Annotated in this window: 23 protein-coding genes and 2 pseudogenes; 21 read left to right on the forward strand and 4 right to left on the reverse strand. The window is 52.7% G+C overall.

From position 1 onward, the window contains the following. From B1A75_RS17715 to B1A75_RS20445, 10 genes and pseudogenes are all read left to right on the forward strand, one after another. Positions 1-353, forward strand: a 353-nt coding sequence (locus B1A75_RS17715; RefSeq protein WP_176202441.1) for a transposase, incomplete at its 5' end; no start/stop codon positions are given. Between the two features lie 18 nt (positions 354-371). Further along, positions 372-782 (forward strand): phage holin family protein, encoded by a 411-nt coding sequence (locus B1A75_RS17720; RefSeq protein ID WP_042381910.1) that lies wholly within the window; start codon positions 372-374, stop codon positions 780-782. Next, positions 779-1417, forward strand: a complete 639-nt coding sequence (locus B1A75_RS17725) for a LysM peptidoglycan-binding domain-containing protein (protein WP_079936630.1) — start codon at positions 779-781, stop codon at positions 1415-1417. The genes B1A75_RS17720 and B1A75_RS17725 overlap by 4 nt, the downstream gene beginning before the upstream one ends. Positions 1418-1778: 361 nt before the next feature. Continuing rightward, a pseudogene (locus tag B1A75_RS17735) lies at positions 1779-2753 on the forward strand (hypothetical protein); the annotation flags it as partial. Between the two features lie 204 nt (positions 2754-2957). Then, on the forward strand, positions 2958-3995 hold the full coding sequence (gene hemE / locus B1A75_RS17740) for a uroporphyrinogen decarboxylase (protein ID WP_074044601.1): 1038 nt from the start codon (positions 2958-2960) through the stop codon (positions 3993-3995). A 16-nt stretch (positions 3996-4011) separates the two neighbouring features. Further along, on the forward strand, positions 4012-4962 hold the full coding sequence (hemH, locus tag B1A75_RS17745; RefSeq protein ID WP_079936631.1) for a ferrochelatase: 951 nt from the start codon (positions 4012-4014) through the stop codon (positions 4960-4962). Next, the gene (gene hemY / locus B1A75_RS17750) at positions 4955-6394 is read left to right on the forward strand and encodes a protoporphyrinogen oxidase (RefSeq protein WP_074044591.1); all 1440 of its coding nucleotides are present in this window, start codon (positions 4955-4957) and stop codon (positions 6392-6394) included. The genes hemH and hemY overlap by 8 nt, the downstream gene beginning before the upstream one ends. A gap of 375 nt (positions 6395-6769) precedes the next feature. Next, entirely contained in the window at positions 6770-7342 is a 573-nt protein-coding gene (locus tag B1A75_RS17760) for a TetR/AcrR family transcriptional regulator (RefSeq protein ID WP_033024803.1), read from the forward strand. 154 nt (positions 7343-7496) lie between these two features. Further along, positions 7497-7844: a hypothetical protein gene (locus B1A75_RS20440; RefSeq protein WP_254866657.1), complete on the forward strand. Its 348-nt coding sequence runs from the start codon at positions 7497-7499 to the stop codon at positions 7842-7844. A 6-nt stretch (positions 7845-7850) separates the two neighbouring features. Beyond that, positions 7851-8039 carry an ABC-2 transporter permease gene (locus tag B1A75_RS20445; RefSeq protein ID WP_198527186.1) on the forward strand — a complete coding sequence of 63 codons (189 nt, stop codon included), beginning with the start codon at positions 7851-7853 and terminating at the stop codon, positions 8037-8039. A gap of 304 nt (positions 8040-8343) precedes the next feature. On the opposite strand, the gene yhfH is transcribed toward B1A75_RS20445, so the two are convergent. Then, a complete protein-coding gene (yhfH, locus tag B1A75_RS17770; RefSeq protein ID WP_074044590.1) occupies positions 8344-8481 on the reverse strand; it encodes a protein YhfH in 138 nt (45 codons plus the stop codon). Positions 8482-8632: 151 nt separating this feature from the next. Here yhfH and B1A75_RS17775 point away from each other — a divergent pair, with 151 nt between their 5' ends. The 5 genes from B1A75_RS17775 (at position 8633) to B1A75_RS17795 (ending at position 14072) form a co-directional block, all read left to right on the forward strand. Next, positions 8633-9367 carry an MBL fold metallo-hydrolase gene (locus tag B1A75_RS17775; RefSeq protein ID WP_033024804.1) on the forward strand — a complete coding sequence of 245 codons (735 nt, stop codon included), beginning with the start codon at positions 8633-8635 and terminating at the stop codon, positions 9365-9367. A gap of 135 nt (positions 9368-9502) precedes the next feature. After that, a complete protein-coding gene (locus B1A75_RS17780) occupies positions 9503-11047 on the forward strand; it encodes a fatty acid--CoA ligase family protein (RefSeq protein WP_079936632.1) in 1545 nt (514 codons plus the stop codon). 127 nt (positions 11048-11174) lie between these two features. Then, complete coding sequence (locus B1A75_RS17785) at positions 11175-12182, forward strand: ABC transporter substrate-binding protein (RefSeq protein WP_074044588.1); 1008 nt, start codon at positions 11175-11177, stop codon at positions 12180-12182. Between the two features lie 134 nt (positions 12183-12316). Further along, a complete protein-coding gene (locus tag B1A75_RS17790) occupies positions 12317-13309 on the forward strand; it encodes an ABC transporter permease (RefSeq protein ID WP_074044600.1) in 993 nt (330 codons plus the stop codon). Next, the gene (locus tag B1A75_RS17795) at positions 13275-14072 is read left to right on the forward strand and encodes an ABC transporter ATP-binding protein (protein WP_074044587.1); all 798 of its coding nucleotides are present in this window, start codon (positions 13275-13277) and stop codon (positions 14070-14072) included. The genes B1A75_RS17790 and B1A75_RS17795 overlap by 35 nt, the downstream gene beginning before the upstream one ends. Positions 14073-14128: 56 nt before the next feature. Here the strand turns inward: B1A75_RS17795 and dat are convergent, their stop codons facing one another. Next, a complete protein-coding gene (dat, locus tag B1A75_RS17800; protein ID WP_074044586.1) occupies positions 14129-14992 on the reverse strand; it encodes a D-amino-acid transaminase in 864 nt (287 codons plus the stop codon). 187 nt (positions 14993-15179) lie between these two features. On the opposite strand from dat, the gene B1A75_RS17805 reads away from it, so the two are divergent. Together B1A75_RS17805 and B1A75_RS17810 are read left to right on the forward strand one after the other, a co-directional pair. After that, a complete protein-coding gene (locus B1A75_RS17805) occupies positions 15180-15896 on the forward strand; it encodes an AzlC family ABC transporter permease (RefSeq protein ID WP_074043067.1) in 717 nt (238 codons plus the stop codon). Further along, positions 15889-16194 (forward strand): AzlD domain-containing protein, encoded by a 306-nt coding sequence (locus tag B1A75_RS17810; RefSeq protein ID WP_074043066.1) that lies wholly within the window; start codon positions 15889-15891, stop codon positions 16192-16194. Before B1A75_RS17805 ends, B1A75_RS17810 begins: the two co-directional genes overlap by 8 nt. 63 nt (positions 16195-16257) lie before the next feature. Here the strand turns inward: B1A75_RS17810 and B1A75_RS17815 are convergent, their stop codons facing one another. After that, positions 16258-16848, reverse strand: a complete 591-nt coding sequence (locus tag B1A75_RS17815) for an SCO family protein (protein WP_074043074.1) — start codon at positions 16846-16848, stop codon at positions 16258-16260. A gap of 193 nt (positions 16849-17041) precedes the next feature. On the opposite strand from B1A75_RS17815, the gene aceA reads away from it, so the two are divergent. The 4 genes from aceA (at position 17042) to B1A75_RS17835 (ending at position 20043) form a co-directional block, all read left to right on the forward strand. Further along, entirely contained in the window at positions 17042-18328 is a 1287-nt protein-coding gene (gene aceA, locus B1A75_RS17820; protein ID WP_074043065.1) for an isocitrate lyase, read from the forward strand. A 104-nt stretch (positions 18329-18432) separates the two neighbouring features. Beyond that, on the forward strand, positions 18433-18627 hold the full coding sequence (locus B1A75_RS17825) for a hypothetical protein (RefSeq protein WP_074043064.1): 195 nt from the start codon (positions 18433-18435) through the stop codon (positions 18625-18627). A 120-nt stretch (positions 18628-18747) separates the two neighbouring features. Next, a complete protein-coding gene (locus tag B1A75_RS17830; RefSeq protein ID WP_074043063.1) occupies positions 18748-19281 on the forward strand; it encodes a competence protein ComK in 534 nt (177 codons plus the stop codon). Positions 19282-19383: 102 nt separating this feature from the next. Next, entirely contained in the window at positions 19384-20043 is a 660-nt protein-coding gene (locus B1A75_RS17835) for a TVP38/TMEM64 family protein (protein WP_079936634.1), read from the forward strand. Positions 20044-20260: 217 nt separating this feature from the next. Here B1A75_RS17835 and B1A75_RS17840 read toward each other — a convergent pair. Continuing rightward, positions 20261-20444 (reverse strand): annotated as a pseudogene (locus B1A75_RS17840) (DDE-type integrase/transposase/recombinase); the annotation flags it as partial.

Consider the following 20444-nt stretch of genomic DNA (forward strand, 5'->3'; position numbering starts at 1 on the left):
CGAGGCTCRTTCAGCAACAGKGCGGTTATCGATCGATTCAAGCCCTTCGCACGCGTTGTGAGCATGTGTTCGCCGAAGGGAAGGAATGTCATGGGCTGGACCGGGCCCGAAGCCGGGGCCTGGACGCCATGGAAGAACAGGCGCTGTTGACCGCCGTCGTGCAAAATCTGAAGCGATTGTGCCGGTTTCGAAAAAAACGAGGGGGGACCGGCTCTTTGGCGTGCGCAAAAACGGAATTTGGAGCAGGAAGTCCTGCTCGTCTTCCCGTCCTTTGGCGCCAAATGGCGGGGAGAATGGTCTCCAAAATTCGACATGAGGGAAGTCTATGCCCCATTAATTCACCGGCCTTTTAGAGAAAGAGAGGAGAAAAAATGAAAAATACGGATACTCTATGGACAGCCATTACAGGTGGTACCTCCATCACATTGGCATATCTTTTGGGCGGCCTCGACAACCTTGTGGCCGCCTTGGCTATTTTTATGGTTTGTGATTATGTGACAGGTCTTCTGGTAGGCGCCAAAGCCCAAAAAGTAAGCTCCAATCGTGCATTTAGAGGTTTAGGGAAGAAAGTGGGGATGATCACCTTTGTTATTGTAGCGAATCAATTGGACATCATCGTGGGTAACAAGGATGGCTTTCTGCGCGACGCGATGTTGATGTTTCTGATCGGTACCGAAGGCGTTTCAATTGTGGAGAATTTAGGAAAGCTCGGAATTAAAGTGCCACCGTTTATTTTAAAAACCTTGGAGCAATTATCCGAAGATAAGGAGGAAAAACAATGACTATCGGACTCAAGGAATTGTTGGAGCGTGCAGAAAAGAAGCTGAAAGGTGTTCATCCCGTTGTCGCGGCGAAAGCGCGCCAACTCATCGAAAAGGCATATCGAGAAGGTATCAATATCATCATCACGCAAGGCTTGCGGACTGTCGAGGAACAGAACGAGTTGTACGCACAAGGCCGGACGAAACCGGGGAAAATCGTCACCAACGCGAAGGGCGGCTATTCTTACCACAATTACGGTCTTGCCTTTGACTTCGCTGTACTGAACGATGACGGCAGCGTGAACTGGAAGGTTGATGAGCAGTGGAAGCGTGTTGGCGCGATCGGGAAGTCACTCGGACTCGAATGGGGAGGCGATTGGAAGGATTTCAAGGATTATCCTCATTTTCAATACACGTTCGGCCTTTCTTTTGCTGACTTACGCTCAGGAAAGCGGCCACCTCAACAAGAAAAAGCAACCAGTGCAGTAGCCGGAGTGCAATCAAAGCCAAAAGTACAGATGTACACTGTGAAAAAAGGCGATACGTTGTCACAAATTGCAGCGAAACACAATACAACGGTTGCAACACTACAAAAATTGAACAACATTAAAAACGCAAATGTAATCCGTGTTGGACAAAAATTGCGCATAAAGTAATCCCTTGCCACTCGGCAGGGGATTTTTTGTTTTTATCTTCCCTCCGAAAGAAGTCTCCTACTTCTAAACGTGAAGGTGCGCCAGCACCAGTGAAAGTGGGAGATGAATTTCGGTTGGCGTTAGCCAACGAATATGATAGAATATGGCTAGAACGGACACCTTCGGAACGAAGGGAAGCGTAAAGGGTTCTTGTGTGTGGCTTACCGTTCAGCGAACACACACAAGTCGCTTGAAGCCCCCACCTCTAAGCGAAGCGTAGGTGGTGGGTAGTTCACTAAGTAAACCTACTCACTTTGAGTAGGCTCTTTTTTGTCCATCATAAAAAAAGAAGGCGGAGTGATCCGCCTTTTTATTGTTTATTTTGTTGTCGCTCGGAGTGGCGATGGCGATGAACTTGTTCGGGCATGGCATCGCGCTTTCCGGCGATTTTATCATCCAAGGGGCGCCGAAATTAACGGCCGATGCCGCCGGGCTGCCGGTCGGCGATGTCATTGCTGCCAGCGTGCCGCTTGTTTTTGTAATGGGGGTCGTCACAACGGTTACCGCGTTTTACTTGCTGCGCCGTGACATGAAGCGAGGGCTACTTGCAAGCGGGGAGGCGGAAATGGCTGCAACGGTCGATTCAACGCTGGAAAAAACAAGCCATTTACTGACGGGACAAACGAAAAAATGGCTCGCGCTGTTGATTCCGATTTTGTTTGCCCTTGATGTCATCGCGATGTTTTATTTGCGGTTGCAAGGCGGGGAAGCGACCTCCTTGGTCGGTGGAACGGCGATTTTCATTTTGATTCTCATCTCCGTTCTCGCCCATCGGCAAGAAAGCTTTGCGGAAGTGACGAATTACTTTATAGAAGGGTTCCAATTCGGATTTAAAGTATTCGGCCCCGTTATTCCGATCGCCGCGTTTTTCTATCTTGGCGATGCTGGGTTTGTGAAAATCATCGGCGACTATTTGCCGCAGGCATCGCAAGGCATCGTCAACGATTTAGGGGTTGCCTTGGCTCATGCGGTGCCGCTGAACAATGAGGTGGGGGCGGTCACGCTCACGATCGTCGGGGCGATTACTGGTCTTGACGGCTCCGGGTTTTCTGGCATCTCGCTCGCCGGTTCGGTCGCCCATTTGTTTTCTGTAGCGATCGGCGGCGGAACGGCGACGTTGACGGCGCTCGGTCAAATTGCTGCCATTTGGGTCGGCGGCGGCACGCTCGTTCCATGGGCGCTCATTCCGGCGGCAGCGATCTGTGGGGTCGACCCGTTTGAGCTGGCGCGCCGCAACCTCATTCCTGTTGCTGTCGGCTTGGTGGTTACGACCGTTGTCGCCATGTTTCTCATCTGAAACGAAAGCTGTCCCGTGCGGCCGGGGCAGCTTTTTTGCTATAATGGGCATGGACTTAAAAATCGGTCGATTTTTTGACAGTTCGCCTTCTTCTCTATACATTGGGTACGGAAAGCTGTATAGTGAAAAGGAGATAGGCAACGTTTAAAGGTAAGAAAACGCGAAACCGTTGACGGGATTGTGAGGAAAGAAAGGCGGATGGAGATGACTAGACAGATCAACGATACATTTTTGCGCGCCTGCCGCGGCGAACAAACATCGTACGTGCCGGTTTGGTATATGCGGCAAGCCGGACGGTCGCAACCAGAGTATCGGGCGCTGAAAGAAAAATATTCGCTGTTTGAAATTACGCATCAACCGGAGCTTTGCGCGTACGTCACGAGACTTCCAGTTGAGCAATATGGCGTCGATGCCGCCATTTTATATAAAGACATTATGACACCGCTGCCGGCCATTGGCGTGGACGTCGAGATTCAGGGCGGCGTCGGGCCGGTGATCGCGAATCCGATTCGCTCGCTTCAAGACGTCGAGCGGCTTGGGGAGATTGATCCAGAACATGATGTGCCGTATGTGTTTGAAACGATTCGGCTCCTTGTCAACGAACAGTTGGATGTGCCGCTCATCGGGTTTGCCGGGGCGCCGTTTACGTTGGCGAGCTACATGATTGAAGGCGGTCCGTCAAAAAATTATCATAAGACGAAAGCGTTCATGTATGCTGAACCGAGAGCGTGGTTCGCCTTAATGGACAAGCTCGCTGAGATGACGATTCGTTATGTGCGGGCGCAAATTCGGGCAGGGGCAAGCGCCGTGCAAATTTTTGATTCTTGGGTTGGCGCCGTCAATGCTGACGATTACCGGACGTTTATCAAGCCGGCGATGGCGCGCATTTTTGCCGCTTTGCGGGAAGAAGGGGCTCCGCTCATTATGTTTGGCGTCGGCGCCAGTCACTTAGTGCATGAGTGGAACGACTTGCCGCTTGATGTCATCGGCCTTGACTGGCGGCTGTCGATTCGCGAAGCGCGTCGCCAAGGCATTGCGAAAGCCATTCAAGGCAACTTGGATCCGGCGGTGCTTCTTGCGCCGTGGGACGTGATCGAAGAACGGGTGAAGCGCATTTTGGACGAAGGGATGGAACGGCCGGGCTACATCTTCAACTTAGGCCACGGCATTTTTCCGGATGTTCAGCCGGCGACACTGAAGCGTCTGACCGCTTTTATCCACGAATATACGTCAACGAACTAAACGAGGGGGTGGCACAATGGTGAAAAAAAAGGTGGGGCTGCTCGTGATGGCGTACGGAACGCCGTACCGGGAAGATGATATTGAACGGTATTATACGCACATTCGCCATGGGCGCAAGCCGCCGCAAGAACAAATCGAGGATTTAAAAGCGCGCTACCGGGCGATCGGCGGGTTGTCGCCGCTTGCTAAAATTACGGAAGAGCAGGCGAAACGGCTCGAGGAGCGGCTGAACGAAGTGCAAGATGAAGTCGAGTTTCGCATGTATTTAGGGCTCAAACATATTGAGCCGTTCATTGAGGATGCCGTCGAGCGCATGCATGATGACGGCATCAAAGAAGCGATCGGGATCGTCCTAGCGCCCCATTATTCCACATTCAGCATTCGCTCGTACAATGAGCGGGCGAAAGCGGCAGCGGAAAAGCTCGGCGGGCCGACCATTTACACGATTGATCAATGGTATGACGAGCCGAAGTTTTTGCAATATTGGGCGGAACAAGTGCGAGCGATTTTTGCCGCCATGCCGGAACGTGAGCGGGAGCGAGCTGTGCTGATCGTATCCGCACATAGTTTGCCGGAAAAAATTATTCAAGCCGGTGACCCGTATCCAACGCAGCTCGAAGATACAGCGAAACGAATCGCTGAGCAAGCCGGCGTCGCCCACTATGCCGTCGGCTGGCAAAGCGCCGGTCAGACGCCGGAACCATGGCTTGGGCCGGACGTGCAAGACTTGACGCGCCAGCTTCATCAAGAGCGCGGCTATACGTCGTTCGTTTACGCGCCGGTCGGTTTTGTCGCCGACCATTTGGAAGTGTTGTATGACAACGACATTGAGTGCAAACAGGTGACGGAAGAGATCGGAGCTCGCTATTACCGACCGGAGATGCCCAACACGAATCCATTGTTTATTGATGCATTGGCGTCGGTTGTACTAAAGCGGTGGGCGGAAGAAGGCGATCGACATGAATAAAGGGCAACGGACGGTCGTCGTCATCGGTGGGGGCATTACCGGCTTGACGGCCGCTTACTACTTGCAAAAAGCGATTCGAGAGCAACGCCTCCCACTTGCATGCAAACTTGTCGAGGCGACGCACCGGCTCGGCGGAAAAGTGCAGACGGTCGTCCGCGACGGTTTTGTCATTGAACGCGGTCCAGACTCGTTTTTGGCGCGGAAAACGAGCGCGTTTCGCCTTGTGAAGGAAGTCGGCCTTGAACATGAGATCGTTCATAACGCGACCGGAACATCGTACATTTTGGTCAACGGCAAACTCTATCCAATTCCGGGCGGAGCGGTGATGGGCATTCCGACGCGCATCACCCCGTTTTTAACGACCGGACTGTTTTCCCCAGCCGGCAAGCTGCGGGCGACGCTTGACTTTGTGCTGCCGCCGGTGAAAGTCGATGGTGATATGCCGCTTGGCCGCTTCTTCCGCCGCCGCCTCGGCGATGAGGTGGTGGACAATCTCATCGAACCGCTGCTTTCCGGCATTTACGCCGGCGACATCGATGAGATGAGCCTAATGGCGACGTTTCCACAGTTTTTTCAGCTTGAGCAAAAATACGGAAGCCTTGTCCGTGGAGCGAGACGAACGACGCCGAAAGAGCAAAAAGAGCGGAAAGGGGCGTTCCAGACGTTAAAAACGGGCTTGCAGTCGCTCGTTGATGAAGTGGAAAAACGGCTTGAGCCGGGCAGCGTCATCAAAGGGGTGCGTGTCGAGCGGATCGTTCGCACCGATTCGGCGTATCGGCTGCAACTGAGCACAGGAGAGGTGTGGGGGGCAGACGGCATCATCGTGACAACACCGCATCATGTTGTGCCTGACATGTTCGCTGACTATCCGTTTTTCGCCCCGTTCCGTTCAGTGCCGCTGACGTCGGTGGCGACGGTGGCGCTCGCATTCCCGGAGGAGGCGATCCGCCAAGACATTGACGGCACCGGGTTTGTCGTTTCGCGCCGCAGCGATTACACGATGACGGCGTGCACATGGACGCATAAAAAATGGCCGCACACCGCGCCGCCTGGCAAGGCGCTCTTGCGCGGCTACGTCGGGCGCCCGGGCGATGAGGAGATCGTCGACCAACCTGATGATGAGATCGTCCGCGTTGTATTGGATGATTTAAATAAAGTGATGAATATTGCCGGCCAACCGGAGTTCGCCGTCATCTCGCGCTGGAAGCGGGCCATGCCGCAATACACGGTCGGGCACCGCGAGCGGCTGGCGCACATTAAACGGCAGATGGGCGATGCGCTGCCGGGGGTGTTTTTGGCCGGCAGCTCATACGAAGGGCTCGGATTGCCGGATTGCATTGACCAAGGCGAAAAAGCGGCCCGCGATGTGCTTGAGTACTTGCAGCCGACAGCGGTGGAGCGAGCATCTACTATGTATAGCAGCGTCCATTAACAAACAATTTGTAAACGGCCGAACGGTTCGCCGCTTCCGTTCGATGGCGGACGCTCGCCCGCCCGTCTTTTTCGTATGAAAATACATACGCCTTGAGCGGCCATGTTCATGCCTGGGGAAAAGTGCAAAAATGGCTCATGGATGTTTTCCGTGAAAATGCGAGTGTATGGAGTTTCCGTTTTCATGCCGAGTGGAGCGCAAAACGCGCGCATGGGTGTTTTATGTGGCAGTTTTACGCCTTCAGATGGCGGGAAGCGATTGGCTTCCGATGCACAAGGCCATGCTCGTTTCAACCTTTACATCGAGGCTGATTCATGATATGATTAATACGGATTGACCAAATTGTTCATTTAGTCAGTTTGAAGGATGAGGAGTATGGCAAGCGACCGCAAACGGCAAATCATCGAAGCGGCGGCCCAATCGTTTGCTGCCTTTGGCTACAAAGCGACGACGATGGAGCAGATCGCCAAGCTCGCCAACGTCGGCAAGGGGACGATCTACACGTTTTTTAAAAGCAAAGAGGAACTGCTCGATGAAATCGTCTCCGGATTGATTGTGGAAATCAAGGCGGAAGCGGAGCTGGCGATGGACTCGTCGCTGCCGTTTTCCGAAAACGTCCACCGCGCCTTGTACCGCATTTTGGAATTTCGCCAGCGCCATCAGCTGACGGCGAAGCTGCTTCAAGAAGTGCGCAATATCGGTACGGCGGCGGTGCAAGAAGTGCTTGCCAAACTGGACAGGGCAATGGTCGAATTCATTCGGCAAAAAATTGATGCGGCGGTGGAAAAAGGGGAGATTCGCCCGTGCAATTCGGAAATTACGGCGTTTTTGATGCTCAAGACGTACATCGCCTTGATCGTCGATTGGGAAAAAGATCATGAACCGTTGACAAAAGAACAAATTGCTGAATTGTTTACGCTCTATTTTTTGCAAGGATTGTCGAGGTAGATGATCCTCTTTTTTTGTTGAAAATTGACCATATGGACAATTTGGTCATCTGTACAAAGGAGGGAGCGCCATATGCTGCGAAAAGAGCTGCGGGCCATCGTGCTCCGCCCGAAAGTGTTTAATCCTGATCCTTGCTGTTCTGTTCATTCCTCTTCTGTACAGCGGGTCGTTTTTATGGGCGTTTTGGGACCCATACGGTCATTTGGACCGCCTGCCGGTCGCTGTCGTCAATGAAGACCAAGGAGCTAAGCTTGACGGCGAACCGATGCATCTTGGCGACGATGTCGTCAAGCGGCTGAAGGAAAAACATTCATTTGCTTGGCATTTGTTCACTTGGATCATCAGCATAACGTTTATGATGATCGTTCAATTCCTTGTCACCGTGTTTGACAATCCGGGCCGGTTTCTTGCCATTTTGCTATTGATTACCCAGCTAGTTGGAAGCGCCGGCACGTATCCGATTGAGCTCGTTCCGAGTGCGTTGCAGTCGCTCCATCCGTGACTGCCGATGACCCATGCGATCCGCGGGTTGCGAGCGGTCATTTCAAGCGGTGATTTTTCGGTCATGTGGAAGGAAACAACGATATTGCTTGCGACAGCCGCGGTCTTTGCCTTGGCGACGCTCGCGTATTTTCTCCTTCTGTATCGCCGCCGTTATGCGGTATGGACGGAAACGGAAACAGCGGCTCAAGTGTGATGATTGAACCATAAAGTCCGTCTCGAAGGCGTCCCAAAAAGATTGGGACGCCTTTCGTATTGGCCAATATCCGGGATCAAACAATGGGCGGAAAATGGCTGAAAGGAAAACCGTTTGCTAGGACGGGAGGTTGCTTTTTGCAGATGGGCCGCCATAGAACAGATGTGTGCGATGGCAGTCCCGAGGTTAGCAAAAAAATGCCTCCTAGCTGGAGGCAGTAAAGAGAAAAGGCAGGCTGCATCGGGGAACAGCCTAACGCCGGCGGGGCAGCCGGCGCCGCGACGCAAGGGATGCTTCCGCTCACCTATTGGCGGTAAGCGGCGCCAAGGCAATCAGAGCACGTGTTGCCGTAGCATTCATGTTGCTCGTCAATCTCTTTGCCGCAGTGCAGACATTTTTTAGGCGGCAAGTTTCTGAAAAATTCTAACACTTTGGTCAACATTCCGATCCCCTCCGTTGTCTTGGTAATTCCATTGTATTATAACACATAACAAAATGTCAATAGGTGTTTTAAAACAAAAATCAACAAAGATGAAAAAATAGGCGCGGTTGTGTATGATGAAGACAAAACGAATGGAAGGAGAGAACAGAAAATGAAAGTGACGGTCATCGGCTATTGGGGAGGATTTCCTGCCGCCAATGAAGCGACATCGGCGTATTTGTTCGAGCATGACGGATTTCGCCTGCTCGTCGATTGCGGAAGCGGGGCGCTTGCCAAGCTGCAAAATTATACGGCTGTGGAAAACTTAGATGCGGTCGTCATCTCCCATTACCATTACGACCATATCGCCGACATCGGCCCGATCCAATACGCGCGTCTCATTCAGAAAAATTTGGGGGCTGACCTTCCCGTCTTGCCGATTTACGGCCATGCGGAAGACGAGGCGGCGTTTTCCCGCTTGACGCATAGCGGCATTACGGAAGGGAGGGCCTATGATCCGAATGGGACGCTGGCTGTTGGGCCGTTTTCGATCACATTTATGAAAACGGTTCATCCGGTGCCATGCTACGCGATGCGCATTACTGCTGGCGGCAAGACGGTTGTTTATACGGCCGATTCAAGCTACATACCGGAGTTTCTGTCGTTTGCCAAAGGAGCCGACTTGTTCATTTGCGAGTGCAACTTTTACGCTGGGCAAAACGCAGCGCCGGCCGGGCATATGACGAGCGAGGAGGCGGCGGCCATCGCGGAGGGAGCACGTGTCGGAGAATTATGGTTGACGCATTTGCCGCACGTTGGCCGGCACGAGCAGCTGGTTGAGGAGGCTGGCCGGACGTTCCGCGGCGTCATTCGCCTCGCCCGCACTGGCCTAACGTGGGCGCAATAGGCCAAAACAAAAGAGAACAGCAAAGGAAACGCTTCCCCTTGCCCTTTGCTGTTCTTTTTTTTATAATGAATATAGTTCGAATTTTTTTACTTATAAAATGAATGGTCATTCATTCATTTTGGGGGAGGAGCTTATATGAACGTAACGACGCGGCTGGCGCAAATCGCTAAGCAGCTGCCGGACAAGGAAGCGTATGTGTTCATGAAAGAGCGGTGCACGTATCAACAATTGGACGAAGCCATTTCCCGATTTGCCGACGGGTTGGCGCGGCTTGGCGTTCGCCGAGGCGACCATATCGCCTTGTTGCTTGGCAACTCGCCGCAGTTTGTCATCGGCTTGTATGGGGCGTTGCGGCTTGGGGCGACCGTCATTCCGATCAATCCGATTTATACGCCGGAAGAAATCGCTTACATTTTGCATAACGGCGACGTCAAGGCGGTGATCGGCCTCGACTTGCTCGCCCCGTTGTTTGCGGAGGCGAAGAAGCGGCTTCCGTTGCTCGAGCATGCAATCGTTTGTGAAACGCCGGAAGGGAAGGAAAAAGCCATTTCCCTGTCGGAAGGAATGAAATCGTTTGCAGAAGTGTTAGCGGACGGCAGCCCGGATTTTACCGGCCCTGAACTGGATGATGACGATGTCGCCGTCATTTTGTACACATCGGGGACGACCGGCAAGCCGAAAGGGGCGATGCTCACTCATAAAAACATATACAGCAATGCTCAAGATACGGCCGATTATTTAGGCATCAACGAAAACGATCGCGTCATTGCCGCCTTGCCGATGTTTCATGTCTTTTGCTTGACCGTGGCGCTCAATGCCCCGCTGATGAACGGCGGAACGGTGCTCATCATGCCAAAGTTCAGCCCGTCGAAGTTGTTCCAGCTGGCCCGCGAGGAAAAAGCGACGATTTTTGCCGGCGTGCCGACCATGTACAACTTCCTTTACCAGCATGAGGGAGGAAGCGCAGACGATTTGCGAACGCTCCGCCTCTGCATCTCGGGCGGCGCTTCGATGCCGGTCGCCTTGCTTGAAAACTTTGAGAAAAAGTTCAATGTCATCATCTCGGAAGGGTACGGGCTCTCGGAGGCGTCCCCCGTCACCTGCTTCAATCCGCTCGACCGGCCGCGCAAACCCGGTTCGATTGGAACGAGCATCAAAAACGTTGAAAATAAGGTCGTCAACGAATACGGAGAAGAAGTGCCCGTCGGCGAAGTCGGCGAGCTTGTCGTTCGCGGGCCGAACGTCATGAAAGGGTACTACAAAATGCCCGAAGAGACAGCGGCCGCCTTGCGCGACGGCTGGCTGCACACCGGCGATTTGGCGCGCATGGACGAGGACGGCTATTTCTATATCGTCGACCGAAAGAAAGAGATGATTATCGTCGGCGGTTACAACGTGTATCCGCGCGAAGTCGAAGAAGTGCTGTACAGCCATCCGGATGTCGTTGAAGCCGCGGTGATCGGCGTGCCGGACCCGGATTACGGAGAGGCGGTGCGGGCGTATGTCGTCGCGAAAAATCGGGAGCTGACGGAAGCAGAGCTCATCGCTTACTGCCGTGAGCGGTTGGCAAAATATAAAGTGCCGAGCGCGATTGACTTTTTGGACGAGCTGCCGAAAAATGCGACAGGAAAAATTTTGCGAAGAGCGTTAAAAGAGCGGCTCGCGTCTTCCCACGCTTGATGGTGCTGAATTTTCAGCACCTTTTCTTTTTTTTGAATAGTATATTGAAAATAAGGAGAGAAATTTATATAATTTAATGCATAAAAGTTTAAAAGGACTGAATTTCATTACATAGGGGGATGGGATCATGGGCCAATCGATTCGGCGGCTCGCCGCGGTGTGCGCGGCCAGCTTTTTGTTGCTTGGCGGCTGCGGCGGCGCGAAAGAGACGGGAAGCAGCCAGGGAAGCGGCGGGAAGAGTGAGAAAGAAAAGACGTACAAAATCGGCGTGACGCAAATTGTCGAGCATCCATCGCTCGATGCGGCGCGCAAGGGATTCCAGCAGGCGTTAAAAGACAAAGGGCTGTCCGTTGAGTATGACGTGCAAATCGCCCAAGGCGACCAAAGCAACAACCAAACGATCGCCAACAATTTTGTTTCGGACGGCGTCGACTTGATTTTTGCCAACTCAACGCCAAGCGCGCAGGCGGCGCTCAATGCGACAAAAGACATTCCGATCGTGTTCACTTCGGTGACTGACCCAGTCGGCGCGCAGCTTGTCCAATCGATGGAAAAACCGGGCGGCAATGTGACAGGAACGACCGATACGCACCCGGAGGCCATTCCGAAAACGGTGCAGTTTATTGACAAATATATCAAAGGCAACCGTGTCGGCATGGTATATAACGCCGGCGAACAAAACTCAGTCGCTCAAATCGAACAGGTGAAAAAGGCGATGCAAGGAACGGACTTGCAAATCGTTCCTGCATCAGTATCGACGTCAGCAGAGGTGAAGCAGGCGACCGAGTCGCTCGTCGGCAAAGTCGATTGTCTGTACATCATCACCGACAACACGGTCGTCTCGGCGCTCGAGTCGGTGATCCAGGTGGCGAATGAACACGACATTCCGCTTTTTGTTGGTGAGCTGGATTCCGTCAAGCGCGGCGGTTTTGCGGCGTACGGGTTCGACTATTATGACATCGGCTACGAAGCCGGGGAAATGGCGGCGCAAATTTTGCAAAACGGCAAAAAGCCAGCCGATTTGCCGGTGCAATATCCACAAAAATTGAAGCTTGTCATCAACAAAAAAGCAGCGCAAGAAATGGGCATCAAGCTCAATCCGGAATGGGATTCCATTGCGGAATATATTGAATAAGCGGCCGTCCCTCCTTCGATGAAGGAGGGGGGTGTTTCCAAAAAAGTAGGTAAAAGTGCGTTTCTGCACTCAACGTGTCACATGCGCCTTCGGTGTGTTTCCGAAAAGGTAGGTGAAAAGTTGTGTGGACAGCGATGTTCAGTTCCGTCGAAGCCGGCTTGATTTACGCCGTGATGGCGCTCGGCGTCTATTTATCGTTTCGCATTTTGGATTTTCCCGATCTGACGGTTGACGGCAGCTTCGTCACCGGCGCGTCCGTCGCCGCCGTGCTGATTGTCAATGGAGCCAACCCGTTTGCCGCCTCAGCCGCGGCGCTTTTGGCTGGCTTTGCTGCCGGGGTGTTGACCGGACTTTTGCATACGAAAGGGAAAATCAATCCACTGTTATCCGGCATTTTAATGATGATCGCTTTGTATTCGATCAATTTGCGCATTATGGGCAAATCGAACGTTCCGCTGTTGCAGCAGGAAACGGTCATCACAAAAATCACCGCCGCCTGGCAGCAAGCCGGGTTGGATGCGGCGCTCAACCAGCTTGTTTCCTTCACCGGCTTTGCGCCGCGGACATGGGCGGTGCTTGTGTCAATGGCGATTGTCACACTAATGGTCAAAGGGCTGTTGGATTGGCTGCTGAAAACGGAAGTGGGGATTGCCTTGCGGGCGACCGGGGACAACAAACCGATGGTGGCGAGCTTCTCCGCCAACACGGATTGGTTGATCGTGTTTGGCCTTGGGCTGTCGAACGCGCTCGTTGCTTTTTCCGGAGCGCTCGTCGCCCAGTATGGCGGATTCAGCGACGTGGGGATGGGAATTGGGATGATTGTGATTGGCCTAGCTTCGGTCATCATCGGAGAGGCGTTGTTTGGCGCCCGTTCGGTCGCACGCGCGACGTGGGCGGTCATCGGCGGCGCCATCGTCTACCGACTTATTTTGGCGCTCGCTTTGCGCGTCGAGTTTTTGGAGACGGGCGATGTGAAATTGATTACCGCGCTCATTGTCATGCTGGCGCTCGTCGTGCCCAACATCTTGGCGACGCAAAAAGAACGGCAGCGGAAAAAGCGGAGGGCGCGGCAGTTGGATAGGGGGGAGACCGTTGCTGGAGCTAAAACGAATTACAAAAGTGTTTAACGAAGGAACGGCTGACGAGAAAATCGCTTTGCGCGGCATTGATCTGACGCTTGCTCCCGGCGATTTCGTCACCGTTATCGGCAGCAACGGCGCTGGCAAGTCCACGCTCATGAACATCATTTCTGGACGGCTGTCTCCTGATACCGGCGAAGTGTGGATCAACGGCCGCAATGTAACCGCGCTCAAGGAGCATGCGCGCGCCCGCTACATCGGCCGCGTCTTTCAAGACCCGATGGCTGGCACCGCCCCGCATATGACGATCGAGGAAAATTTGGCGCTCGCCTACAACCGGACAAAGCGGCGCACGTTAAGCCTTGGCGTCACGAAGCAAAAGCGCGAGTGGTTTCGGGAGACGCTGCGAACGCTCCATTTAGGGCTTGAAGACCGGCTCGCCGCCAAAGTCGGGCTTCTTTCCGGTGGGGAGCGGCAGGCGCTCTCGCTGTTGATGGCGACGTTTACAAAACCAGATCTGCTTTTGCTTGATGAGCATACCGCCGCCCTCGACCCGGCGCGAGCGGAGTTGGTCACGGAGTTGACGAAGCAAATTGTTGAGCAGCACCGCCTGACGACGCTCATGGTGACGCACAACATGGAGCAGGCGATTCGCCTTGGCAACCGGTTGATCATGATGGATGGCGGGCAAATCATTTTTGTGGCGGAAGGAAAAGAAAAAGAGGGGCTGACGGTCGAACGGCTGCTCGAGGCATTCCAACGCATCCGCGGCAGCCAGTTTGCGAGCGACCGCGCCGTGCTCAGCTCATAAACGAAATGAGGTGTCCTTCGTTGGCTAGGGGACACCTCTTCTGTTCGGTCGGCCGGTCAGATATTTTGGGTTGCTGGTTGCGTCGCTTGTCGGTAGGCGGCTTGCAGCGCCTTCGTCACCGCCCCCGGCGCGCCGCTTCGGATCACCGTTTCGTCGACTTGAATGATCGGGATAATCGCTGAAGTCGTGCTTGTTAAAAACAGTTCGTCCGCCTCCGCAAGGTCGTTGGTGGAAAACGCTTCTTCGACAAATGGAATGCCAAGCTCAGCGCAAAACTGCTTCACTTTCGTGCGGACGATGCCGTTTAAAATCCGTGCGGTGGCCGGATGGGTGTACACTGTTTCATTTTTGACAAGGAAAATGTTTGACGAGCTGCCTTCGGTTACGACGCCGTCGCGATACAAAATCGCTTCAAACGCTCCGCGCTCAACCGCTTCTTGTTTAGCCAATACGTTGGGCAATAAGTTCAAGCTTTTAATGTAACAGTATTCCCAGCGGACATCTTTCGTCAAAATCACGCGCACCCCATGTGCCATTTCCTCGGTTTTCCGCGCCATCGGCTGGATGTAGGCGTACAAGTTCGGCCGGTTTTCCGCCGGAAACGCATGGTTGCGCGGGAAGCTGCCGCGCGTCACTTGCAAATACAAAATCGCATCTTCCTGCACATCGTTGAGGCGGCGAAGCTCCTCAAGCCGTTCGATGAGCTCTTCGCAGCCAAACGGAACGGATAGGCGAATGGCGGCCGCTGAACGGTACAGCCGGTCAAGATGCTCGCGAAGCCAAACGTATATCCCGTTATATAAGCGGACGACTTCGTAGACGCCATCGCCAAATTGCAAGCCGCGCTCTTCCATCGGGTACGTTACTTGTTCATAAAGGAAAATGCCGCGGTCGGTTAATACATACGGTTTCACTGACATGGACGTGCACTCCTTTTCTGTTGCCATCAATCATGAATCAGTTTGATTATATCATAGATTGGTCTCTCTCTGCGTTTGTCTCGTATTTGGCATGAGCGGAAACAACGGATGGACGTTCGGGTTGCGAAATGAGAGGAATTTTTAGACAATAAAGTTATCAATCTAGTCAAATGGAGGGGATGAATGGATGGAAACGACATGGGCAGCCGGCAAGATGGCGCCGTTTCGCCAAGGGGTGCAAGCAGGAGTAGCGATCGCCATCGGCTATATGCCGATCGCGCTGGCGTTTGGGCTGCTCGCCAAAACAACCGGACTGACGTTCGCCGAGACCGTGCTCATGAGCATTGTCGTCTTCGCCGGCGCCTCGCAATATATCGCGTTAAGTCTGCTTACCGCTGGCACCGGGGTGTTTGAAATCGTGTTGACGACATTCATATTAAACATTCGCCATTTTTTAATGTCGGCGTCCCTTAATGAAAAGGCTGAGCCGGATGCACTTTGGAAAAAAGCGCTGTACGCCTTTGGCATTACCGATGAAACGTTTTCGGTGGCGGCGATGAAAGAAGGAACGATCAACGCCTCGTATATGTTTGGGCTCATTGCCATGGCGTATGGCAGTTGGGTCGTCAACTCGGGCATCGGTTATGCCGCTGGGTCCGGTTTGCCGGAAAGTTTGCAAGAAAGCATGTCGATTGCCTTGTATGCCATGTTTATCGGCCTGCTTGTTCCAGCGTTGAAAAAGCAGCGGAAAATCGTCTGGCTGGCGGGGCTGTCGGCTTTATTCAACTCGATCGGCACGTTTGCTCTTCACTTGTCTAAAGGCTGGTCGATCGTTTTGGCTACATTGTTGTCGGCCATCATCGTTCAATGGCTGACGAAGGAAGGGGGAAACGGCGGTGAATAGCACGATCGTATGGATGATCATCGGCATGGGGGTCGTTACTTATTTGCCGCGCCTGTTGCCGTTTGTGTTGCTCGGCGGCGTCGAGCTGCCGTCGTTTTGGCAAGGAGTGCTGAAAAACGTGCCGTATGCGGTGCTTGGGGCGCTCATTATTCCTGACGTTTTTTTCGTCCAAGATGATCTTTGGTTCGGTGTCATCGGTTTTGCAGCGGCCGTCATCACAGCTTGGCTTGGGGCCAACGTCATGATCGTCGTGCTTGCGGCGGTTGCGGCGCTCAGCCTGTATTCGTTATTTGTTTAAAAAGGGAAGCGGACATCGCTTCCTCTTTTCCTTTTGCGACAGGTATGCAAACTCGCTGTTTGGTTATGACAATTCCTCCATAATCGCCTCATATACCTCATCGACATGAAATCGAGATGTCCCCATGCCGATTTGTTTGACGACACGCCCGTTGCGGCCAAGCAAGTAGGCGAGCGTCGTGTGTACGATCATGCCGTTGCCCGGGTCGCGGTATTGAAAGTGGAAGGCGTCCGCTACTTTTTTCGTGTCTGCTTCACTGCCGCGCAAAAACACCCAACCTTGTCCGTCGCTCATGACTCCAAACGCATTGGCATATGTCTGCAGCTTTTCATTCGTATCGCGCGCCGGGTCGATCGTGATCGTGATGAATTCCACCTTGCTCCCAAATACCCCGGCTTTTTTTAGGCGATCGCGCAGTTTTGCCATTTGCGCTGTCGTATTCGGACAAACATCCGGACAGTTTGTATAAATAAACTCGACAAGCCGCACTTTCGGCGGAAGGTCGCCAAACTCATATGATTTTCCCCATGCTGTTTCCATCGTCACGTCATTTGGAAGCCGCATCGTCGATGGCTGGTAGACAGCAAAGTACAGGATGCCGACGCTGATGCCGATGATGACAAGAGAGGTAGCTAACGTATACCATTTTTTCACCATTCATCACTCCTCAATATGATCATATCAAAAAGATTAGCGAAAAAATCGCGATGTTTATGAACAATATGCGACTATTTTCCTAATTAAAAAAAGTTTCAAAAAAAGGCTTGCACTTTCGTTTTTCTGTTATATAATAAAATCGTAAATAATAATAATGTAATATAACAATAGAGAGATGGGGGAAGGAAAAATGGCGTCATTTGCTGAACGTGTCCGGCAATTAGAAGAAAGTTGGAAAAATGAGGAGCGCTGGAAAGGGATCGTCCGTCCGTACAGCGCTGAGGATGTCATTAAACTGCGCGGCTCGCTTGACATCGAGTATACGCTCGCTCGACGCGGGGCGGAAAAATTATGGAAGCTGCTTCATACAGAGGATTACGTCGCGGCCCTTGGCGCGCTGACCGGAAATCAGGCGGTGCAGCAAGTGAAAGCAGGCTTGAAGGCGATTTATTTAAGCGGCTGGCAAGTGGCGGCCGACGCCAACCTCGCCGGACAGATGTATCCGGACCAAAGCCTGTATCCGTCCAACAGCGTTCCGCATGTCGTCAAGCGAATCAATCAAGCGTTGCAGCGCGCGGATCAAATTCAATACTTAGAAGGCAGCGGGGACGTGGACTACTTTGTGCCGATCGTCGCTGACGCTGAGGCGGGGTTCGGCGGCCAACTGAACGTCTTTGAGCTCATGAAGGCAATGATTGAAGCCGGAGCGGCTGGCGTCCATTTTGAAGACCAGCTGTCATCGGAGAAAAAATGCGGCCATTTAGGCGGCAAAGTGCTTTTGCCGACGCAAACGGCGATTCGCAACTTGATTGCGGCGCGGTTGGCCGCCGATGTCATGGGGGTTCCGACGGTGCTCATCGCACGCACCGACGCGAACGCTGCTGACTTGATCACAAGCGACATCGACCCGCGTGATCAAGAGTTTATCACTGGAGAACGGACACCGGAAGGCTTCTATCGCACAAGAGCCGGTTTGGATCAAGCGATCGCCCGCGGGCTTGCCTATGCGCCGTATGCCGACCTCATTTGGTGCGAGACGAGCGAGCCGAATTTGGATGAGGCGCGCCGGTTTGCCGAAGCGATTCATGAAAAATTCCCAGGCAAGTTGCTGGCGTACAACTGCTCGCCGTCGTTCAACTGGAAGAAAAAATTGGACGACGAAACGATCGCCAAATTCCAGCAAGAGCTCGGTAAAATGGGATACAAGTTCCAATTTGTCACTTTGGCTGGCTTCCATGCGCTCAATTACAGCATGTTCGAACTGGCGCGCGGCTACAAAGAACGCGGCATGGCGGCGTACGCCGAGCTGCAGCAAGCGGAATTTGCCGCCGAGAAGTACGGCTACACGGCGACGCGCCATCAGCGCGAAGTCGGCACGGGCTATTTCGACGAAGTCGCCCAAGTGATCTCCGGCGGCCAATCGTCAACCGTCGCTTTGAAAGGATCAACCGAAGAAGAACAGTTTACGACAGCGTAATGCAGACCGATCGCAAACGAAGACGAAAGCCCGGCTTGACCGGGCTTTTTTCGTGTATAAAAGGAAAAAGATGGAGCATCCTATAGGCGTAGGGAGGCGATGGGATGGAAAAAAACAAAAGCAACCTGCCGGAGCTGATGCCTGCCGAGTTTCGCGTCAGTACGGATCTTCATGTTGAGCAATGGTCGATGAATGAAGAGACGTATGCCGGCGACTCGGTCGGCGAACATACCGCGTTGGAACAGGCGAATGAATATTTGGCGGCCAAAGAAATCAGCCAAACGTTCGAAAATTCCTAGCAGCACCCATGACGATTGTCATGGGTTTTTCATTAGATTTTTTTCAAAATATAGAAAAATATAACTGTTGATGGTATGATAGGAGTAGTGAGCGAGTTGATTAAGGGAGGAGATGAACGGATGAAAGTCAATGAATTCATTGTGTTGGAACAATTCATCGTAAGCCGTTATACGATGGCGATTCTCCCATACTTTTTAAACAGCGATGTATACGCGAAAGTCATTGAAGAGGACGGCGAATATATCATCAAACAAACGCCGATCGATATTATTAAACATAGTTGTGATTATTATGGAAGCAGCTTTCAAGGAAGGAAAGAAGGAACGAAAGCCGTCATCGGCATCACTCATAAAGCGCCGATCGCCATTGAACCGGCCAATGAAATTTACGTATTTCCAACCGCCTCTCCGCGTGACTCCCGCTGCGTTTGGCTCTCGCACATGCACGTCTATCGGTATGAGCCTGCCAAATATGAGCGGACCGTTGTTTATTTCCGCAACGGAAAAAGTGTACTCCTCGACGTTTCCTACAAATCGTTTATCAATCAATTATACAAAACGGCTCAACTCCGGACGAAACTGTCCGAACGGATGGAAGCGAGGGAGCGCAAACTCCAATACATATTTCGCATGCAGCAAGAAAAACAGAGTTAGCTGAACAAATTGATAAAAATGGTTTTTCCTAAAGATGAGTTCAAATTAGGCGCCTGGACGTGTAAAATAAAGATATAAACGGCATTTGAATGGGGAATAGACATGGATATGGAAACAATCAAACAATGGTTCACGCTCGACAGCATCCTTTCCCTGCTCGAACAATACCGCTCTTTCGGCGTGCTTCCCGGCATCGCAGCGACGTTGCTTGAGTCGTTTTTTCCCATTTTGCCCATGTTCGTCTTCGTGATGGCGAACGCAGCGGCGTTTGGACTATGGAAAGGGTTTCTTATCTCTTGGCTAGGCGCTTCACTTGGCTCGCTCATCGTGTTTTGGCTGACGCGGAAAGTGGGGCAGAAGCGTTTTTTTCACTTTGTCCGCCGCCATCCGAAAGTGCGGCAGTTTATGCATTGGATTGAGCGACACGGATTTGGTCCGCTGTTTTTGTTGTATTGCTTTCCGTTCACCCCATCGGCGCTTGTCAATATTGTTGCCGGACTGTCGCGCATCAGCCGCCAGCAGTTTGTATTGGCGGTGCTGCTAGGAAAGATGATCATGGTGTTTACCATCAGTTTTATCGGCTATGACTTGAAGGCGCTCATCCATCAGCCGCTGCGCACGGCGATGATCGCCGCAGTCGTTCTGTTGCTTTGGTACGCCGGAAAACGGGTGGAAGCGCGATTTTCGTTGACGGAAGAACAAGGCGGCGAGGAGGGTAGCGTCAAAAGTTCTATGAAAACTCCACACAGATCATCCCATTGAGCATCGTGGGGCATGCGGAGGGCCGGATTCGCCCTTGACCAACACCCGCCAAAGGTGCGGAAGAGTCATCAAGGGCGACGGGGACAAAAAAGAAGGCAATAAGAAAGCCGCCCTTGCCATGACCGAATTTTACCTTTGGCGGTGTTCGGTTGGTCAAGGGTTCGCTTCGCCGAATCCGGCAGGAGTTCTGTTCAACGGGCTCCGGAGGACAAAAAAGTCAGGCCGCCTCTTGTTGGAGAAACGCTTGTGCCATGGCGATCAGCTTCGTCCACCGGGCCGGCATATGCGGAAGATCCGCCAGTTCCGGGATGACGACCKGCACCTGCCTTCCGGCGCGCTGTGTGGGCGCAGAAAGTTGAAAGAAGCCCCAAACAGCTTGCCCAATTGCAGCGAGCCTTCTT

This window comes from Geobacillus sp. LEMMY01, from assembly GCF_002042905.1.
Taxonomy (GTDB): Bacteria; Bacillota; Bacilli; order Bacillales; family Anoxybacillaceae; genus Geobacillus; species Geobacillus proteiniphilus.

What these genes read in the sequence shown, in the direction of transcription:
- aceA (WP_074043065.1), top strand. Translation starts at nt 17,042, where the DNA reads ATGGCGTCATTTGCTGAACGTGTCCGGCAATTAGAAGAAAGTTGGAAA.
- B1A75_RS17760 (WP_033024803.1), top strand. Translation starts at nt 6,770, where the DNA reads ATGGCAAGCGACCGCAAACGGCAAATCATCGAAGCGGCGGCCCAATCG.
- B1A75_RS17835 (WP_079936634.1), top strand. Translation starts at nt 19,384, where the DNA reads ATGGATATGGAAACAATCAAACAATGGTTCACGCTCGACAGCATCCTT.
- B1A75_RS17805 (WP_074043067.1), top strand. Translation starts at nt 15,180, where the DNA reads ATGGAAACGACATGGGCAGCCGGCAAGATGGCGCCGTTTCGCCAAGGG.
- yhfH (WP_074044590.1), bottom strand. Translation starts at nt 8,481, where the DNA reads ATGTTGACCAAAGTGTTAGAATTTTTCAGAAACTTGCCGCCTAAAAAA.
- B1A75_RS17830 (WP_074043063.1), top strand. Translation starts at nt 18,748, where the DNA reads ATGAAAGTCAATGAATTCATTGTGTTGGAACAATTCATCGTAAGCCGT.
- B1A75_RS17720 (WP_042381910.1), top strand. Translation starts at nt 372, where the DNA reads ATGAAAAATACGGATACTCTATGGACAGCCATTACAGGTGGTACCTCC.
- B1A75_RS17725 (WP_079936630.1), top strand. Translation starts at nt 779, where the DNA reads ATGACTATCGGACTCAAGGAATTGTTGGAGCGTGCAGAAAAGAAGCTG.
- dat (WP_074044586.1), bottom strand. Translation starts at nt 14,992, where the DNA reads ATGTCAGTGAAACCGTATGTATTAACCGACCGCGGCATTTTCCTTTAT.
- B1A75_RS17790 (WP_074044600.1), top strand. Translation starts at nt 12,317, where the DNA reads ATGTTCAGTTCCGTCGAAGCCGGCTTGATTTACGCCGTGATGGCGCTC.
- B1A75_RS17785 (WP_074044588.1), top strand. Translation starts at nt 11,175, where the DNA reads ATGGGCCAATCGATTCGGCGGCTCGCCGCGGTGTGCGCGGCCAGCTTT.
- B1A75_RS17775 (WP_033024804.1), top strand. Translation starts at nt 8,633, where the DNA reads ATGAAAGTGACGGTCATCGGCTATTGGGGAGGATTTCCTGCCGCCAAT.
- hemH (WP_079936631.1), top strand. Translation starts at nt 4,012, where the DNA reads ATGGTGAAAAAAAAGGTGGGGCTGCTCGTGATGGCGTACGGAACGCCG.
- hemE (WP_074044601.1), top strand. Translation starts at nt 2,958, where the DNA reads ATGACTAGACAGATCAACGATACATTTTTGCGCGCCTGCCGCGGCGAA.
- B1A75_RS20445 (WP_198527186.1), top strand. Translation starts at nt 7,851, where the DNA reads ATGACCCATGCGATCCGCGGGTTGCGAGCGGTCATTTCAAGCGGTGAT.
- hemY (WP_074044591.1), top strand. Translation starts at nt 4,955, where the DNA reads ATGAATAAAGGGCAACGGACGGTCGTCGTCATCGGTGGGGGCATTACC.
- B1A75_RS17825 (WP_074043064.1), top strand. Translation starts at nt 18,433, where the DNA reads ATGGAAAAAAACAAAAGCAACCTGCCGGAGCTGATGCCTGCCGAGTTT.
- B1A75_RS17780 (WP_079936632.1), top strand. Translation starts at nt 9,503, where the DNA reads ATGAACGTAACGACGCGGCTGGCGCAAATCGCTAAGCAGCTGCCGGAC.